The 19,999-nt window shown below is 38.5% G+C and carries 11 protein-coding genes; 5 read left to right on the top strand and 6 right to left on the bottom strand.

The features are described from left to right. Nucleotides 1-69: 69 nt before the first annotated feature. The 3 genes from ACE1TG_RS10770 to ACE1TG_RS10760 are packed head-to-tail and all read right to left on the bottom strand — an operon-like array spanning nt 70 to nt 3,901. A complete protein-coding gene (locus tag ACE1TG_RS10770) occupies nt 70-1,491 on the bottom strand; it encodes a response regulator (RefSeq protein ID WP_375052389.1) in 1,422 nt (473 codons plus the stop codon). Beyond that, nucleotides 1,488-2,918: a sensor histidine kinase gene (locus tag ACE1TG_RS10765; RefSeq protein WP_375052388.1), complete on the bottom strand. Its 1,431-nt coding sequence runs from the start codon at nt 2,916-2,918 to the stop codon at nt 1,488-1,490. Before ACE1TG_RS10765 ends, ACE1TG_RS10770 begins: the two co-directional genes overlap by 4 nt. Beyond that, the gene (locus ACE1TG_RS10760; RefSeq protein WP_375052387.1) at nt 2,915-3,901 is read right to left on the bottom strand and encodes a sugar-binding protein; all 987 of its coding nucleotides are present in this window, start codon (nt 3,899-3,901) and stop codon (nt 2,915-2,917) included. The genes ACE1TG_RS10765 and ACE1TG_RS10760 overlap by 4 nt, the downstream gene beginning before the upstream one ends. Nucleotides 3,902-4,339: 438 nt before the next feature. Here ACE1TG_RS10760 and ACE1TG_RS10755 point away from each other — a divergent pair, with 438 nt between their 5' ends. Continuing rightward, nucleotides 4,340-9,460 carry a GH92 family glycosyl hydrolase gene (locus tag ACE1TG_RS10755; RefSeq protein ID WP_375052386.1) on the top strand — a complete coding sequence of 1,707 codons (5,121 nt, stop codon included), beginning with the start codon at nt 4,340-4,342 and terminating at the stop codon, nt 9,458-9,460. A gap of 76 nt (nt 9,461-9,536) precedes the next feature. Here ACE1TG_RS10755 and lacZ read toward each other — a convergent pair whose 3' ends face one another. The 3 genes from lacZ to ACE1TG_RS10740 all read right to left on the bottom strand — a co-directional run bounded on the left by lacZ (nt 9,537) and on the right by ACE1TG_RS10740 (nt 14,899). Next, nucleotides 9,537-13,397 (bottom strand): beta-galactosidase, LacZ type, encoded by a 3,861-nt coding sequence (gene lacZ / locus ACE1TG_RS10750; RefSeq protein ID WP_375052385.1) that lies wholly within the window; start codon nt 13,395-13,397, stop codon nt 9,537-9,539. A 90-nt stretch (nt 13,398-13,487) separates the two neighbouring features. Beyond that, complete coding sequence (locus ACE1TG_RS10745; RefSeq protein WP_375052384.1) at nt 13,488-13,637, bottom strand: hypothetical protein; 150 nt, start codon at nt 13,635-13,637, stop codon at nt 13,488-13,490. An 86-nt stretch (nt 13,638-13,723) separates the two neighbouring features. Then, on the bottom strand, nt 13,724-14,899 hold the full coding sequence (locus tag ACE1TG_RS10740) for an ROK family transcriptional regulator (RefSeq protein WP_375052383.1): 1,176 nt from the start codon (nt 14,897-14,899) through the stop codon (nt 13,724-13,726). A 319-nt stretch (nt 14,900-15,218) separates the two neighbouring features. Here ACE1TG_RS10740 and ACE1TG_RS10735 point away from each other — a divergent pair, with 319 nt between their 5' ends. Genes ACE1TG_RS10735 through ACE1TG_RS10720 form a run of 4 tightly spaced genes read left to right on the top strand, consistent with a single transcriptional unit; the run spans nt 15,219 to nt 19,993 of the window. Beyond that, entirely contained in the window at nt 15,219-16,403 is a 1,185-nt protein-coding gene (locus ACE1TG_RS10735; protein WP_375052382.1) for a galactokinase, read from the top strand. After that, nucleotides 16,400-17,404, top strand: a complete 1,005-nt coding sequence (gene galE, locus ACE1TG_RS10730) for a UDP-glucose 4-epimerase GalE (RefSeq protein WP_375052381.1) — start codon at nt 16,400-16,402, stop codon at nt 17,402-17,404. Before ACE1TG_RS10735 ends, galE begins: the two co-directional genes overlap by 4 nt. Continuing rightward, nucleotides 17,401-18,894, top strand: a complete 1,494-nt coding sequence (gene galT / locus ACE1TG_RS10725) for a UDP-glucose--hexose-1-phosphate uridylyltransferase (protein WP_375052380.1) — start codon at nt 17,401-17,403, stop codon at nt 18,892-18,894. The genes galE and galT overlap by 4 nt, the downstream gene beginning before the upstream one ends. A 58-nt stretch (nt 18,895-18,952) precedes the next feature. Then, the gene (locus ACE1TG_RS10720) at nt 18,953-19,993 is read left to right on the top strand and encodes an aldose epimerase family protein (RefSeq protein WP_375052379.1); all 1,041 of its coding nucleotides are present in this window, start codon (nt 18,953-18,955) and stop codon (nt 19,991-19,993) included. Nucleotides 19,994-19,999: the final 6 nt, after the last annotated feature.

The following is a 19,999-nucleotide window of genomic DNA, read 5'->3' as shown; positions in this document are numbered from 1 at the left end:
ACAGATACCATTATAAATATTCAGAATAGTAGTTGGGTTTTTGATTACTGTATTATTTTATGATTACCTTCACTTTTTAAAGATTTGCTGCTGAAACTTCTTCGGTGACATTTGATAAGATCTTTTAAATACCCGGCTGAAATAATTTGGGTCATTATAACCGACCATATAACTGATTTCCTTTAGAGAATACTGATTTTCCATTATCAAATGCTTTGCTTCATTCATTCTTCGTCCAGTAATAAATTCTACAAATGTATTTCCGAACTCTTTTTTAAATACATTTGAAAAATAATTTGGACTTAAACCGACATGTGCAGCCATCTCCTCCAGAGTGATTCCCTGCCTGTAATGTTCATCAATATATTCCTTCACTTTTTCCATGAGCTTCTTCGAACGATAATGTTCCTGAAATTTCACACAGCACAGAATAATAAATTGCTGCCACTCTATATCGGAATCCAATTCAGAGATGGTGTTTTCGGGAAAAGCAATATTTTGTTCTTCCATCATTCGCTTCACATTAAAATAAATATCCTCATGATCATCTATAGTAAAGAAGTCACGTTTATCTTTATAAATCTGAAGAGACTCATGTTCATTACCTTTTTCGACTTCAGCCAGCAACTGAACAATGACATCCGGAATAGTATCCTTGTCTTCATTTTCCTCCAGGAATCCGTATTTTCTGTTATTTTTCTTTGTCAGTTGATAAGCTGCTGTAAGTGCTTCATGATACGACTTTGGAAAATTACCAAGAACTGAATACGGAGTTCCAATGCCAATATAACAGTAGGTACCGAACTCCAATTGAATCTTTCTAACTTGCATTAATATGTCAGACTTATTTAATTCTGAATTTGCTAAAATACAACATGCAACCCGACCATCTGTACTGTCCACAATAAATGGGTGCTCCAGATGTTTTGTGAGTCTTTCCCGAATCGGTTCTATATCAGCAGGATGCGTAAGTTGAATCACCAGAAAATAACCGCTTTTAAACGAAGGGAAATACTCTTTCAGAATTGAATAAGCTTCTTTGTCTAAAGGCTGATGCATTAATTTTGTAATAAAACTTTCTTCGATTAGGTTTCTTTTTTCTATCTGCTGTTGCACCTCATAGTCAATTTCCTTTTTTACACGCAAAATCGATTTAACAATTTCTTCTTTTTTGCCAGGTTTTAAAATATATTCCTTTACACCGTGATTCATTGCTTGCTTCGCAAAATCAAATGAATCGTATGCAGATACCAAAATAAACTTGCTTGAAGGGCTAAAATTCTGTACCTCCTCAATCGCCTCTAGTCCATTAATCCCAGGCATTTTAATATCCATAAAGATAATATCAGGGGGATTTAGCCGTGCAAGTTCAATTGCTTCTCTTCCGTTTGTCGCTTCGTCAATTATTTCTATCTCTGAAAAATTATTTTCAAGAAATTTTCGCATTGCTTTACGCTCCAGCAGTTCATCTTCAGCAATTAAAACCTTCATTCCAGCTCCTCCTTATCTCGTGGCAGTAAAAGTCTTATTACAGTTCCCTGCCCTGGCTTTGACTTCATTTCAACAATATGGGTTAAACGGAAGAAAAGTTGTAAACGTCTAATTACATTCGTTAGCCCGATTCCAGTCGAATGACCGACATGCTCTTCCTTCTGTTTTGTCAGAGAAAGAATTTGATTCACCTTCTCTTGTTCCATACCTGCTCCATCATCGCTAATTTCGACAATCACATTCTTCAATTCCTGGTAAATAACAAGAGAAATCGTCCCCCCTTCTTCTCTCCCCTCAATACCGTGGATAAACGCATTCTCTACTAAGGGCTGTAATGTTAATCGGGGGACTTCAAGCTCAAGACAGGACTCATCAATATCTAAGTGAAATGTTATCCGTTCAGAAAACCGGACTTTTTGAATATGAAAATAATCTTTAACAACCTTGACTTCATCTTTTAATGAAACTCGATGTTCAATTTCTCCAAGACTGTGCCTAAGCAGTGTCGCAGCAGAATCTATTAACCCTGAAGTTGATTTAGCATCTTCCAAATAAGCCATCTTGGAAATCGTGTTTAACGTATTGAACAAAAAATGCGGGTTTACCTGATTTTGCAAGTGCTTTAGTTCCATTTCCTTAACTAATCGATCAAGCTCTGATTGATCCTGTATCTCCTCAAATAGTTCATAAATGTTTGAGCGCATCTGGTTAAACGTATCACCTAGCAATCTCAATTCATCATTAGTACGTACATTAATTGGCTCACCCTTCAAGTCACCTCTGGATACTTCCTCAGCAGCAACGGACAGCTTTCCTAATGGACGGGTAATCCCTTTTGAAAACCATAAAGCAAAAAATACCGCCAGCATAATAGTTGTCAGAAACAAAAAAGCGATAAACAGCAGAAAGTTTTTATTACGCAACTGCAATTCATCATAAAATGATTGATAGGCAGTTAATTCAAGCTTAATAATTTCCAGTGTGGATTCTGCTATGTAATCCGATGCATTCCCTGCTTCCTCAAGGTGATTCATATACTTTTCACTGTCACCTCTTAAAACAAAACCAACTGTTAGCTCCGTTTCACGAATGTATGTCTCTATTAAATTTATATAATTTTTCATTTCAATTGTGTCTATATAATAAAACGTGGCCATTAACTGTTCCACGTTACCTTCCAGTTCTTTTTTTATCCTGTAATAATCTTTAGCACTTCCCGACTTCGGTTCATTCACATATGATTTTGTTGTTGAATATAACCTTGATGTCTGTTGTGATATTGTATTCAGCAACAGAAAGCGCTGGAAACTATCATTATAGGTTTTAGTTAATTCATTTGAACTGACAAAGATGGAAATCGCTGTTACCTGAAATAGAATAACGAAAACAAAAAAATAAATGATTAGCTTACCGCGAATTGTCTTCATTTTAACACACCATATTTAAGTGGACTTAAATCCCTTTTTTCAACCACTTCAGTATTCGTATAAATTTCTTTATTTAATAAATCATTGTTCTGCAACTCGATCATTACATTTACCGATTTATTTCCCATTTCCCTAGGATATTGTGCAATCGTTGCATCAATTTTTCCTTTTCGAATCAATTCCTGTGTTTCTGGCAGCAAATCAAATGCAATAATGGTAAATTCTTTATATGTACCCATTTCCTGAATTCCGTCAACAATACCGATTCCATCCAATGCACTGGTTCCAACAAACATAGTTATAGACGGATGTTGTTTTAATAGTGAGTAGGTTGCTTGAGCTGCACCAATTGCAGTAATATTGGATTCTTCTATGTCAACAATGTGTATACGGGGCGTCTGCTTTATTACATGTTTGAAACCTTCCAGTCTTTTTTGTTGATTAATTGCGTTATATCTACCTGTAACAATTCCCACGTATTGTTCACCTGTGGTATTTTCGATTACCGCTTTGCCTGCTAATTTTCCTGCGTAGAAATTATCTGTTCCGATGTAGGCTTTGCGCTCACTGTTTGGAACATCTGTATCCACGGTGATAATCGGAATTCCCCGCTCAACCCCTTTATGAACTAAATCTACAAAGCGTTCACCAGGAACACCTTGAACAATAATCCCATCTACTTTAGCTGAAATCATCCGGTCCAATAATTTTAGAAGTTTATCATTGTTTGCCCTAGACGGAGCAAGGTACTCCAAATAGATATCATGTTCAGCTGCAGCCTTTTTAGCTCCTTCCTCGACTTGCCTCCAATATTCGTTGTCCGCTTCTTCAGCTATTAATGCAAAATGATAGTTGTAATCGGCTGACTCCACTTTCTCCGTTTGAATAATAAATGTTTTATAACCATAAATAAGCATACCGATAAAGCATATGCAGAAGATAACACCACTCAATGTATAAACTAGTAATCTAGAATTGCTCATCGCATCTCATCCTATTATTATTATGAATCTATTCTATCATGATGCTGCCAAAAATTGAAAAAATAGTTTACAGAGTATTGCAAACTTAATTTATATAAGTAATGTTTTATTTATTTTTTGACGACAATTATCCTATGTGACTGATAGATAACCTTAATCACAACTAGGCAAAAAGGCTCTACAAACCTAATGGAATAGGTGTTAAGTTCTATTTTTTGTTGTTGTTCTTTTCTTATAATAATCTAGAAATTATTAAAAAAATCCATTAAATTATTGTAAGCGGTTACAATAACTGAAGTACAATTCTACTAATAGTAATAGGGTTGAAAATGGAAAGGGAGCGATTACAGAAATAATGCTGTTGCAGGACGGCAAAGGTCCCTTTTTTATCAAACCAGTTAACTACAGAAAAATCTATTAAAAATTGGAGGATGAGAAGTGAGAAAAAAATTTATACCAAAATTATCAATTATGCTTTGTTTTCTAATGGTAGTCTCGGCACTACCAATTTCACCAGTAAAATCAACTATGACTGAAGCTGCTGCAACCAGAAATTTCACCTCATCATTTGAAGCAAGCGATCAACAACCAACATGGGAAAATACTTCAGAAGTAGATAGTGAAGGAAATAAAATGACCTCAGGAGTGATTGGGGAAATTCCTTATGATTCAATCCAGGGGGATATAACGAATAAAGTAGAAGAAGTCTCAGCTAGTAACAGCAATCCCCCAAATGAAGTAGCTACTAATTTAATAGATCGAAGTGCACAGTCAAAATGGTTAGCATTCGAATCTAGTGCATGGATTGAATTTTCATTTGCAGAGCCACAAAATCTGGTTAAATACGCACTAACATCTGCTAATGACGCACCAGGAAGGGATCCCAAAAATTGGACATTAGTTGGCTCTAACGATAGGGAAAACTGGGTGGAGCTAGACGCAAGAACGGATCAGACTTTCAAAGACAGGTATAAAAGAAAAGTTTATGAATTTGAAAATAACGAGGAATACACTTATTACCGCTTGAAAATAACCGAAAACGCTGGTGATGGACTTACTCAATTGGCAGAAGTTGCATTATCTAACGGAATTGACGTTCCACCGCCGCCACCATCAGACATGAAAACATACGTCAGCGAAGGTCCAACAAGTAGCTATACAGCGAAGACCAGAGTTGGCTGGACAGGTAAAAAAGCGTTAACTTACGAAGGCAGACATGAAGTAGACGGGGAAGCATATGCCTATAACAAGCTATTTGATGTGAACATTAAAGTTACACCAGAAGCACAACTATCTTACTATATTCATCCACAGTTTGTGGATCAGGATCAATTGGACTATTCTAGTACCTATGTATCGATTGATCTAGCATTTACCGATGGAACCTATTTGAGTGAACTTGGAGCAAAAGACCAGCATGGTGTTGACTTAAACCCTCAGAAACAAGGTGAATCGGAAACACTTTATCCGAACCAATGGAACCATAAACAAGCTGACATTGGATTAGTTGCTGAAGGAAAAACCATTGATAGAATACTAGTTACTTACAAGAATCCTAAAGGACCGGGTGTCTTTAAGGGAAGTATTGACGATATTAAAATCGAAGGTAACCCCGAACAAGCAGACTACACAAGTCCTGTAGATTACGTAAACATACTAAGAGGAACGAATTCGAATGGATCATTTTCACGTGGGAATAACTTTCCTGCTGTAGCAGTCCCACACGGTTTTAATTTCTGGACTCCCGTAACGGATGCTGGTTCTACAAGCTGGCTTTATAGTTATCAGCAATCAAATAACGAGAACAATCTTCCAGAACTTGAGGCATTCTCTCTTAGCCATGAAACTAGCCCGTGGATGGGGGATCGTCAGACATTCCAGGTTATGCCTGCTAAAGGAGATAGTCCGAGTGCTGACCGTAATGAACGAGCACTTCCGTTCAAACATGAAAATGAAATAGCAAAACCCCATTATTACAGCGTAGAATTTGAAAATGGTATTCAAACAGAAATGACCCCCACGAATCGAGCAGCAATGTTTACCTTTACATTTACGGGTGATACGTCAAATCTCATATTTGACAATGTGAATAATAAAGGCGGTTTAACCTTAAGTCCAGATAAGCAGACAATTACAGGGTATTCAGATGTTAAAAGTGGTCTATCAACTGGTGCAACAAGAATGTTTATTTACGCTATAGTTGATAAGCCTGTAAAAGATAGTGGTAAATTAACCGGTGAAGGAAGAGATAATGTCACAGGTTATTTGCAATTTGATACATCTGGTACTGACAAAACGGTCAACATGAAAATAGCAACATCTCTAATTAGTACTGAACAAGCTAAGAAGAATTTAGAACAAGATATAAAGTCTGATGTTAGTTTTGAAGACTTAAAAGAACAGGCAAAAGAACTTTGGAATGAGAAGCTGAGTATTATTGAAATAGAAGGGGCATCACATGATGAACTTGTTACATTTTACTCAAACATGTACCGTCTGTTCACATACCCAAACAAAGCATATGAAAATACTGGTACAGAGGCTGATCCTGTTTATAAATACGCAAGTCCATTTTCGGAAGAAGCTGGCGAGAATACTGCAACAAAAACGGGAGCTAATATTGTAAAAGGTAAGCCTTATGTTAACAATGGCTTTTGGGATACGTACCGAACAACTTGGCCTGCTTATACATTATTAACGCCGACACAAGCAGGTGAAATGATCGACGGGTTTGTCCAGCAATATAAGGATGGAGGTTGGATATCAAGGTGGTCTTCTCCTGGATATGCAAATTTAATGGTTGGTACCAGCTCAGATGTGGCATTTGGAGATGCATATCAAAAAGGGGTAACAAACTTTGATGTTGAAGCCTATTATGAATCTGCGATAAAAAATGCCTCAGTTGCAAGTGAAGATCAAAGTGTTGGTCGAAAAGGATTATCCACATCCATCTTTGACGGATATACGAGCAACTCAACTGGTGAGGGCATGTCATGGGCAATGGATGGCTATATCAATGACTTTGCAATTGCAAACATGGCAAAAGAACTACTCGAAAAAACAGATGAAAATGATCCCAAATACGAGCAGTATCAAGCAGATTATAACTACTACTTGTCACGTGCTCAAAACTACGTGAATATGTTTAATCCCAAAACTGATTTCTTTATGGGCAAAAAAGCTTCTGGTAAATGGAGAGCTACGCCGGAAAATTATGACCCAAGAGAATGGGGAGGAGACTATACAGAAACAAATGGATGGAATATGGCTTTTCATGTTCCACAGGATGGTCAGGGCTTAGCCAACCTTTATGGCGGCAGGGACGGGCTTGCAAATAAGCTGGATGAATTTTTCTCTACCCAGGAAACCGCCTTACATCCTGGTCACTATGGTGGTATTATTCATGAAATGCGTGAGGCACGAGATGTACGAATGGGAATGTACGGACATAGCAATCAGCCATCCCATCATATCCCATACATGTATAATTTCGCAGGGCAACCTTGGAAAACACAGGAAAAGGTTAGTGAGGTATTATCACGCCTTTATTTAGGAAGTGAGATTGGCCAGGGATACCCGGGAGATGAAGATAATGGTGAAATGTCTGCGTGGTATATATTCAGTGCAGCAGGGTTCTACCCATTACAGATGGGGAAACCAGAATATGCAATTGGGGCTCCATTCTTTGAGAAAATGACTATTCATTTGGAAAGTGGCAAAGACCTTGTAATTAAAGCTCCAAATGTAAGCAAAAAGAATAAATATGTACAAAGCTTGAAGGTGAATGGCAAGTCCTATAATAAGACGACACTACCCCATGACTTGTTAGCTGAAGGGGCAACACTTGAATTTGATATGGGACCGGAGCCGTCTGATTGGGGAACAAGTGAAGATGCATTACCTGCATCTATTACAGATAATGCAACTAACGGTTCTTCCCTTCTTCCAGATCCATTAAAAGATTTGACAAATCATGCTGATGGCAGCGCCATTCATAGTGATAAGGGTGTTGCGGATCGCCTCTTCGATAACAACTCTGAAACAAAAGTGACATTGGAAAGAGAAAATCCATGGGTTCAATATCAATATAAGGATGGTGCCAAAAGACCGTTAATGTACACCATTACTTCAGGCAACAACGACCAATCAGATCCAAAAAGTTGGACATTGTTAGGATCTAAAGATGCAAAAAATTGGACCATTCTTGATGAAAGAACAGATGTTAATTTTAAATGGCGGGAATTCACAAAACCATTTAATATTCAAAACCCTGGTGAATATACCTATTATCGAATAAAGGTAACTGAAAATGGAAAAAATGGCTCTACTTCATTTGCAGAAATAGAATTTCTCGGTTATGGAAATACGGACGAGAAATTTGAACAAGTGAAAGAGACTTATGAAGGTTATCGTGATTCTGGCGATGTTAAAGGGGCAATGATCAAGCAGTTCGATGCCAAATATGGACAGGCAGAAGATCAGTTTAATAAAGAGCATTTTAAACAGGCAGCCAAGAAACTGGATGATCTATTGAAATTCTTGAATAAGAATTCCGGGAACATTACAAAGGCAGCAAAAGAAGTACTAAGTGCAGACATAAACGCACTAATCACTTCTGTTGCACGATTAAATACAGGTGGTAAACCTGGTAAAGGACAATGGAAATATAAAGATGAGGTAGAACAAGTGCCTGTCTTTGAGGTTTCAAAGCTTTCTGCTCCTACTATTAAACCAGGAGAAGATGCTACGATTTCAGTTAATGTTACAAATATCGGATTATTGGCAGGTGACAAACAAATTGATTTTTCTTTTGATGGGGAACCTGTTGAAACAAAAACAATTACGCTTGAACCTGGTGATAGTAAGACGGCTACGTTTACCGTAAGTGACGTAGCACTAGGAATACACGAATTTAAAATAAATGAATTAACCGGAACATTAAAAGCGCTACATGATGGGCCAGTGCTGTCACTTGATTTTGAAGATGATGTGAAAGACGCATCACCTTATGGACATGACGGAACGATTCATGGCGATGTATCGTTTGTAGAAGGAAAAGTCGGAAATTCCATTAAACTAAATGGTGGATGGATTGATATTCCTTCCACTAAGTTGTTGAATGGTGATGATGAATTTACAATTGGGCTATGGGTTAATCTTGAAGACCCAGGCCAAGATCAGAAAATTATAGGTAAAACCACTATTGGGAATGGTTATGTTTTAGGCGTAGACGGTGGCCTTTATCCTGAAATGTGGGATGATAGTGGAAACAGGTTTAGCTTTAATAATGGCTCGATTGCTCCTAATGAATGGACTCATCTGGCTCTAACCTGGAAACAAAATGGGCAGGTCACTGGCTATATCAATGGAGAAGAAGCCGCAAACGTTGCAGCAGGAATGAATCCAATAGCACCTAATGATAATCCGTTAATTATTGGTGGAGCACCATGGGGACCTGAGGGACTTCAGACAAAAGGTTTAGTCGATGAAGTTCGAATCTACAAAGAAGCACTAAGTTCAGATGAGGTAAAAGAAATGTACACGAGGAACGCAAATTAAATTGAATATATCTTAACTGCAAAAAGCCAAAAAACTCCGATCCTATTGCGAGGAATCGGAGTTTTTTGAGTACTCGCTATTCGACTGTGAATTTCGCTTCAGCCCAGTTTCCATGGTCTTCTGCGTTACCATCGCCTGCGTCTGTAACTACTAATTTTAATTTCTTTTTCCCTTTTATATCTAGGTCAACTTTCTTTGCTGGGGTGTTATTATACATAATGCCACTCTCATATACGAGTTCACCATCTAACCATGCTTCAAAAGCTATTGAACCGCCGCCTATCTCCTGGTCAACTCCCACGAAAGATTGAAAGCGTTCGTAGCCTTTTCCTTCCAAATCGTAGACGATTTCTGAGTGAGCATGTGTTCCAAGTCCTTTATCATAGGTAACTTCCGATGAACCATCCCATAATCGTAATGGATTTCCTTCAATTGATTTGTCCCTCTGAATCGATCTCCAACCAACCGTTGCACTCTTCCATTCCGTATCACTTAAATATAGTTCATCTACAATCTCAAAATTAATTTCATATTTTGCAGATAATAACCCATTGTTTGAAGTGACTTCCACAACCGTTTTTCCTGGAAGTCCTTCTGCTGGTGTTATATCTACTGTAACGTTATCGCCCGTTGGAATCACGTCTACCTGTGGTACTTCGTCAATCGTCCCCTTCAGGTAACTAATCGAATACTTGTTTATTTCTGTATTAAAGTTTGCTAAGGATTTTCCATTAATTTTGATATTCTTAACTAGGTCATCCGTTACTACACGTTTGCTCAATTCCATTGGAGAATCATTGTTTGAAATCGGCTGTAAACGATAGCTGTAGGCATATGTCTTATCCGCATCTAACATAAATTCTGGATGTGGTCTTGCCCCCCAGCTGTTATCGCCACCAAGTCCCATTTGATGATAATTTAAGCTGACAAATATGTCTTCCTGCTTTTCCAATTCGTATGGATGTGCGGAGGACTCTAAATCCTCTTCCGTATAATGAAGTGCATTAACTTCCATCAACGGTAAGCCGGTAGCCATTAAACCAATTCCTTTTTTATTGGTAAAGGTTACCCAGCGTACATCCGTTTTGTTTCCGGTTTCCTGTGGTTCAACATATGGGAAAAATTGATTGTCTACTGTACTACTGTATACACCAACAGGATAGCCGGTTTTACGGTCCCAGTAGTTGCTTTCAGGTCCGCGTCCATACCAGTCCATCTGTTCAAACTCTTCTGGAAGGGTTAATTCCATTCCTATAGCCGGTATTTCTGGTAAACCATTTCCCGCTTCAAGTGTACTTTTTACAACTACTTCACCTGTTCCATATACAATATATGCTGTTTGGAATTCAGATTCATTTGTCGTCGGTAAGGTGCCGGTCACATTTATTCGAACAGCATTCTCGCCGTATTTCGTCACCTCAACATCTGTCACAGTTCTGTTTTCACCAGCATCCCTCCATGTACCCGAAATGCTAGGCATGCCGTATCCGTTATCATTATCAGTTGGAGCTCTCCAGTAGTCAGGTACCGGTCCACTCTTAATTAATTCTGTTTTCTTGTATGTGAAGGATGTGATCGTACCTTGAGCTTTATTAAAGTTCAGCTTAAAGTCTGTTCCATCAATTGAAATAACAGAATCTCCATTATCTACATTAATTTCAGACATCCCTGATATCTCTTCTGGTTGTACTTGTGGAACATCGTACTGCACTTCAAATTGTTCGTATGCAACCTCATGACCTTTTGAAGCCCATTTTGTGTCTTCTTTCAACGTAAAACTTACATCTAAAAAGTACTCTGAACCTGCCTTCAAAGTTGGCTTTTCCATTGGTACTGTTATTTCTTCTGTTGATAATGGATTAACATTTAATTCATCTATTTTTCCTTCTTGAATCACTTTACCGTCTCGTTTTAATTCCCAATGAGCATCAAATGCATTCAAGTTTGTAAACAGGAATTCATTTTTCAACTCGATAACACCATTTTTCGCATCTACAGCATGAACTTCAATTTCTTGATATACTTTTTTAACTTCTTTTAGTTCCGGTTGAACTGTCCGGTCTGCGGAAACCAGACCATTTGCCATGAAGTTATCGTCATTTGGATTATCCCCCCAATCCCCTCCATATGCGTGGTAAAATCCTTTATCTTTACCAGGTATAGGTTCAAGTAGGGTTTGATTCACCCAATCCCAAATAAATCCACCTTGTAAATTATCATATTTATCGATGACATCCCAATATTGATAGAGATTACCGACACTGTTTCCCATCCCATGAGCATATTCACACAAGATAAAAGGTTTTTCGTTTCCAGATTTACCATAAGCTTCGACACTTGAAACAGAGGGATACATAACACTTTCCATGTCAGCCCAGCGGTCGTCACCTTCATAGTGAATGATCCTGGTTGGATCTAATTCGCGTCCTAACTCAGCCATATGCTTGAAGGTCGTACCAGTTCCTGCTTCATTTCCTAATGACCAGATCAATACCGATGGATGATTCTTGTCACGTTCAACCATGCTTTCCATACGATCAAGTGATGCCGGAAGCCATTGTGGATCACTTTTAGGTAGTTGCCACCTAATTCCATGTGATTCCAGGTTTGCTTCGTCTATTATATAGAGCCCGTATTCATCAGCTAAATCATACCACACTGTTTGATTCGGATAGTGTGACGTACGAACTGCATTAATATTGTGCTTCTTCATCAATTTAATGTCTTGGATCATGCGTTCTCTCGAAACCGTTCGGCCATCTACCGGATCCATTTCATGACGGTTAACACCTTTAAATGTGATCGGTTTACCGTTTAGTTTCATTTGACCATCTTCAACCTTAAATTCCCGGAATCCGACCTTTGTACTTGTTGTTTCTGTAATGTTGCCATTTTGATCTTTTAGTGCTAAAACAAGTGTATAAAGGTTCGGTTGTTCAGCCGACCATTTTTTTGGGTTCTCAATTAATTGCTCTTTTTTAACAGATATTTTTGTTTTTCCGTTAAAATTAACTGCAGCTTTTAACGGCTCTTCTAATACCTCTTTGTTATGCTCATCGTACAAATACATTTCTACCGTTTGATTACTGGATTCTCTTTCTTCATGTTTTGTTAATTCAACATCGACATTTAACTCAGCATCTTCATAATTCTTATCAAGATTGGTTTGTACCGCAAGATCACGCATGTGAACATTAGGGGTAGAATAGAGGTAAACGTCTCTAAATATTCCGCTTAAACGAACCATATCCTGGTCTTCCATCCAGCTTCCATCTGACCAGCGATATACCTCAACGGAAATAGTATTTGTTCCTTCTCGGTTAATGTATTCCGAAATATCGAATTCAGCAGGTGTAAAGCTGTCTTCACTGTAGCCAACTTTTTGACCATTCACCCATACGTAAAAGGCTGATTCCACTCCTTGAAATGAAACATAAACCGGATCTCCATCCCAATTACCGGGAACCGTGAATTTCTTTTTGTAGGAACCTACAGGATTGTATTTGGTTGGTGCTTTTGGCGGTGCCGGATTTTCGATACCTGTCCACGGATAAGTGATATTTGTATAAATGGGGTAGTCGTAACCTTCTAATTGCCAGCTTGATGGAACCTGGAGCTTGTCCCAATCCGTCACATCGTAGTCTTTTTTATAAAAGTCTTTTGGTCTTTCTTCGGGGTTATCAGACAAATGAAAACGCCATTTACCATTCAACGTTTTATAAAACTTAGACTTGGTTTCATTGTCTTTTATTGCCGATTTAATATCCTTATAGTGCATGATCGAAGCATGTGCAGGCTCTCGATTCACCTCAAATATTTCTGGATTGTTATTCCATTCTGGATAGCCTTCATCTGCTGTTGCAGAAGGGGTGATCATTAGAAAGCCTAAAGAGAAAAAAGCAACTAACGACACAATACCTAACAATTTTTTTAACATCCAATTTCTCCTCTCAATAAGGTAAATTTAATAATCCCACGAAATTTAACCGCTTACATTACTCCCTTCACTCCTCCTTCATTAATTAATTTAATTAAGTAACTTCTCATTATTATAGATTTTTAACCCGGTTCCTTCAAGTAAATTTCTGAAAGTTCGTACTTTTGTACTGGAAAAATTAGGAGTGTTACTAAATACCCATGGAAGTTGTTTCCTCTGGATTAATCCTTTGACTCTCATGTCAGGTTCCTCCCTGAAAAAGCAGTTATTCTGTGATTTCCAGGGGATAATCAAGAAATTTGCTATTACTATTCAACAAGTTACCATTATGAAACAGGATAAAAGAATTCCTCCAAGAGCAGCGATACCGCTCCTAACAGTGTTGCATCTTCCCCTAAATTGGTTACTACTACCTCAGTCTTCTTTGCCTCCGGGGTAAGTATTCGCTCTTCAATCGTTTGATGAATGGCAGGTAGAATATACGCTTGGCTTTTCATAACTCCACCGCCCAACACAATTTTCCTCGGATTAACTAAATGAATAAGGTTCGTTAGACCAATACCAATAATCATTCCTGTTTCCTGTAATACACCCACATATGCTGTGTTACCGGATTTGGCTAATTCAAATACAACTTCCGCTGTTGGCGTAATCGGGTTGGACAAATCTTCTAACTTTTTGCGTGCACGTTCAGCAATGGCCGATCCAGTCGCAAAGGTTTGAAGGCAGCCACGATTACCGCACTCACACACTTCCCCATTAATATCGATTGTCATATGACCAATTTCACCAGCTATATTTTGTGCGCCATGAAATAGCTTTCCATTAACAACCATACCGGCCCCAACGCCACGGCCCAAGTTCACTGCAACCATACTGTCCAGCTCACCATGGCCTCCAAACCATGCCTCGCCTTGCGCCATAGCCCGAGCATCGTTTTCTACTTTAATCATTACATTAAATTCCGTTTCTAATTCCTCTTTAATAGGAATATTAGTAAGCTTTAAATTTGGCGCTATGAGAGATGTTCCTTCTGATACATCTACAACTCCATGCATTGCTATCCCAATTCCCATAATTTCGGCACCTTCGATGGGAATTTCATTAATAACATTACGTATAGCCTTTTTTAGAATCGAAATAAACTGATCATTCGATATTGGGAGGGACAATTTGGCGGAAGAACGATTCACAATATTTCCTGCAAAATCCGTCAGAATACATTCAATTCTCTTAGGACCGGCGTCAACTCCAACAATGTAAAATGCTTTACTATTAATGTGAAGCATTGTTGGCTTTCTGCCACCCATGGATTGTCCACTGTCACTCTCAGTTACAATGCCCTGAGCAATTAACTCTTTAACAATACTACTTACTGTTGGTGGTGTGAGTTTAGTGTCTTTTGCAATTTGCGCACGAGAAATCGGCTCGTGCGTTCTTATTTTATTTAATATAATTGACTTATTCACTGATTTCATCAGTCTAAATGAGCCTCGCTGCATCGTTAATCCCCCGTACAATAGTTATTTTTTCTTATTATATCATGTATCAACGTTAGGTAATCTAAATAGTTTAAACGTAAAATCTATATTAATAATTGCACTGCCTTATGTAAAGATAGGAATTTCCCCTCCTCTCCAATATCAAAGAATATATAATTTACTTTAGTTTTTATTGAATATTCCAGTTAAATCTTTTATAATTAACTTAGTTAAATTAATTAATTAAGTTAACAGCATTAAGAAAGGATTTATGATTTCTTATTTACTAACAATAAACATATAAGTTTAAATACTCATAAAAAATTCGTGGAGGTTATTTATGAACACAACTGACCTAACCAACCAATTCCAATCCATCTTCCAAACAACCGAAATACCGCTTATCTTCTTCGCCCCTGGCCGAATCAACCTAATCGGTGAACATACTGATTATAACGGTGGCCATGTCTTTCCTGCAGCCATTTCCTTTGGTACATATGCACTTGCCAGAAAACGAGATGATCAAAGATTGCGGTTTTATTCGCTAAATTTTCCTGAGATAAATATAATAGAATGTGAACTTGCAGATCTCTCCTACCAGGAAACACATAGTTGGGCAAACTACCCGAAAGGCATGATTAAGATGTTGCAGGATCATGGGCATGCCATTACGACAGGGATGGATATCTTATTTTACGGAAACATTCCTAATGGGGCTGGCCTCTCTTCCTCAGCTTCCATCGAAATGGTGACAGGAGTGCTTTTGGAGGAGTACTTCCAACTTAATATTAATCGTGTTACTATGGTTCAGCTAGGGCAAAAGGTGGAAAATGACTATATTGGCGTGAACAGTGGGATAATGGATCAGTTCGCAATTGGTATGGGGAAAAAAGACCATGCCATTCTATTAAACTGTCAAACATTGGAATACCGTTATGCTCCAATTCATCTTGATAATTATGCAATTATCATCATCAATACCAATAAGCAGCGAACGTTAGCTGGATCCAGCTACAATGAACGACGCAAACAATGTGAAGAAGCACTTGCCGATTTGCAGACAGAACTTTCAATTAGCAGTCTTGGGGAGCTATCCAATGAACAGTTTCAAATGTACCAGCATCTAATTACAAATAACATTAACCGCAAACGCGCCAAACATGCTGTATTTGAAAATAGTCGAACCTTAGAAGCTCTCGATCAACTGCAGCAAGGGAACCTGGGCCAGTTTGGTAAATTGATGAATGCATCCCACTTATCATTACAGCAGGATTATGAAGTGACAGGACTTGAGCTTGATACCCTTGTCGAAGCAATATGGAAGCAGGACGGAGTACTCGGTGCCCGCATGACCGGCGCCGGATTTGGTGGATGTGCCATTGCCATTGTAAAAAAAGATAGACTAGAAGATTTTAAGCGAAATGTAAATAATGTATATCGAAACGCCGTCGGATATGATGCAACATTTTACATTGCATCAATATCCGATGGTGCTAAACAATTGGAAGAAGGAGTGATAGAATGAGTGTTTTAGTATTAGGCGGAGCTGGTTATATTGGGTCCCATGCAGTATATCAGCTGATGGAAGAGGGTCGAGATGTTGTCGTGGTGGATAATCTTGAAACCGGACATAAAGGTGCTATTCATCCAAAGGCTGCCTTCTATCAGGGAGATATTCGCGAAATTACTTTTTTACGTGAAGTTTTTAAAAAAGAATCCATAGATGCAGTTATCCACTTTGCCGCAAATTCACTTGTTGGTGAGTCCATGGATAAGCCATTGAAGTACTTTGATAATAATGTTTATGGTACACAGGTTTTATTAAAGGTTATGGTAGAGCACGATGTAAAGCATATCGTGTTTTCCTCCACTGCTGCAACTTACGGCGAACCGGAAACTGTACCCATTACTGAATCAATGCCAACAATTCCAACAAATGCTTATGGTGAAACAAAGTTAGCGATGGAAAAACTGATGAAATGGACGTCACAGGCACACGGAATCAGCTATGCGTCCCTCCGTTACTTCAATGTTGCAGGCGCCAAACAATCAGCAGTAATCGGCGAAGATCATCGCCCGGAAACACATCTTGTTCCAATTATTTTACAAGCGGCCCTTGGTCAGCGTGAACATATTACTATTTTCGGAGAAGATTATGACACCCCTGACGGCACATGCATTCGCGACTATGTTCATGTTGATGATTTGATTAACGCCCACCTGCTCGCATTGGACTATCTGAAAAATGGCGGCAAGAGCGATATTTTCAACCTTGGAAGCAGTCAGGGATTTTCTGTCAAAGAAATGATTGACGCCGCAAGATTAGTAACCGGCAAGAAGATTCCTGCAGTAACTGGACCACGTCGTACTGGTGATCCAAGCACCTTAATCGCAAACTCGGATAAAGCAAGACAGATTCTCGGCTGGAGCCCAAAACACACCTTCATCCAGCAAATTATGGAGGATGCATGGAGATGGCATTCCTCTCATCCGGATGGCTATAAATCGGATGTTACAGCATCATGATTTATGAGCAAATTTCCAGGCTGATTGAGAAGGCTATTGAAGCAGAACTTATTGAACAGACAGATCGTATATATGTCCGTAATCAGGTTATGCACCAGCTGGGATTGGCTTCTTTTCCGGAAATGGTGTACAGCGCTAATAATGAGGACTCCATTCCTGACCTGCTTGAGAATATTATTTCCTGGGCAGTAGAGCAAGATGTAATTGAAGATATTTTTGATGCCAAGGAAATCTTAACAGCGAACATAATGAATTGCTTTGTAGCAAGACCATCAGTTATCAATCACAACTTTTATACAAAATATGAGCAATCACCAGTTGCAGCGACCGATTATTTCTATCACCTAAGTAAATACAGTAATTACATTCAGTTGAACCGCATCCGAAAGAACATCCATTTTAAAGCAAATAACGATTATGGTGTATTCGATATTACAATCAACTTATCCAAACCGGAAAAGGACCCTGAGCAACTTAAACGCGAACGTAAAATAAAGCAAACCGTACAATATCCAAAATGCCTTCTTTGTGTGGAAAACGAAGGTTATACAGGAAGAACTGGACATCCTGCCCGGGCGAACCATCGGATGATTAAAATACCTATTCTAGGTGAGAACTGGTATCTGCAATACTCGCCATATGTCTATTATAATGAGCATAGTATTTTGCTCAGAGAAGAGCATCGCAATATGAAAATTGATAGGCATGCTTTTGCACGACTGCTCGCGTTCACGGAAAAATTCCCACACTATTTTATTGGTTCAAACGCGGATTTACCAATTGTTGGTGGGTCTATTTTAAGTCATGACCATTATCAGGCAGGACGGTATCAATTTGCCATGACCAATGCCGAACATGTTCTTGACTTTAAGTTGAAAAATTTTACGGATGTTTCTGCATCTGTCTTAAAATGGCCATTGTCTGTTATTCGTTTAAAAAGTAATAATCAAGTACATCTCACGGATGCAGCCGATTATATTTTACAGATATGGAAAGATTACTCTGACAACGATGCAAAGATTCTTGCTTCTTCAGGAGAAACACCGCATAACACGGTCACCCCGATAGCAAGAATGCGCGATGGCTCATTTGAGCTTGATCTGGTACTGCGAAACAATCGTACAACAGAAGAACATCCTATGGGAATTTTCCACCCACATGAAGATGTGCATCATATTAAGAAAGAAAACATAGGACTGATTGAAGTGATGGGTCTTGCTGTACTACCGGCTAGATTAAAGGATGAGCTTAGCGATTTGAAGAAGTTTCTATTGGGGGAATCGACTGATGTGGCGGTATATCATCAGGAATGGGCGGATTCCCTGAAGGATAAGTATGGTACAATTACTGACTCTGACAAAGCAGATGAAGTAGTGGAAAAGGAACTCTCGAAGAAGTTTACTAGAGTACTAGAGGATGCCGGTGTCTTTAAACAAACAAAAAAAGGATTGGAAGCCTTTAAAAGGTTTATTTCGGCATTGAATAAATAGTAATATATAGCAACAACACATGATTATAAAACTTTAAATAAAAGGAAATGAACACTTAATGAATATTTCAACAAAAAACATTAGTCCTGAAAAAAATATATCATGGCAGCTCTACACGCTTTCCAATGATAACCAAATGGAAGTAAGCTTTCTTAATTATGGAGGAGCAATAACAGAAATACGAACCCCAGACCGTAATGGGAAAGTTGAGAATGTAGTTTTGGGCTATAAGGATTACCGGAATTACATAACTAATCCCACCTTTTTTGGAGCCATCATCGGTCGTGTCGCGGGAAGAATAAAAGATGCCAGATTTAAGGCAGATCACCAATCATTTTCCTTAACGGCTAATGATGGGAAAAATCATTTACATGGTGGAGCAACAGCATTTCATCAATCTGTATGGGAGGCTACGCCCTTTGAAACAGAAACATCGGTTGGTGTGAAACTTTCACATAAAAGCCCTGACGGGGATGATGGTTATCCTGGGAATATCCATGTTGATGTTATCTATGAATTAAACAATCAGAATGAGTTTACGATCACATATGATGCAACAACAGATAGTACAACCCCACTGGCACTCACAAACCATACATATTTTAATTTAAGCGGAGACTTGAAGGATACAATAGAAAATCACAATGTAACAATAGGAAGCAGCCAATTTACAGAGTTAGATGAATATCTCATCCCAACAGGCAAAAAACTTAATGTTAAGAACACGCCATTTGACTTTACTTCAGGCCGAAAAATTAAACACGGAATATACTCTACTCATCTACAAAATAAACTAGTCGGAAACGGATATGATCATTACTTTCTTTTTGGAAATCCCCAATCAGGTATTGCTGTAACAGAGGAAGAAAGCGGACGTACATTAACTGTCCACACTGATGAACCAGGAATGGTTATGTATACATCCAATAACCTGGAAGCTGGCCTTGAGCTTAACGAAAGGATATCAATAAGGTATTTGGGGCTTTGCTTAGAGACACAAAGGCACCCAGCATCCCTCATATATGACGATTTTCCATCAATACTTTTACATCCTGAAGAAAGGTATCATTCAAAGACCAGATTTAAATTCGGAAATTAAGAGAGA

It is taken from the genome of Virgibacillus sp. JSM 102003 (assembly GCF_041949995.1).
GTDB lineage: Bacteria > Bacillota > Bacilli > Bacillales > Amphibacillaceae > Lentibacillus.
This window is presented reverse-complemented; position numbering and strand designations above follow the sequence as displayed.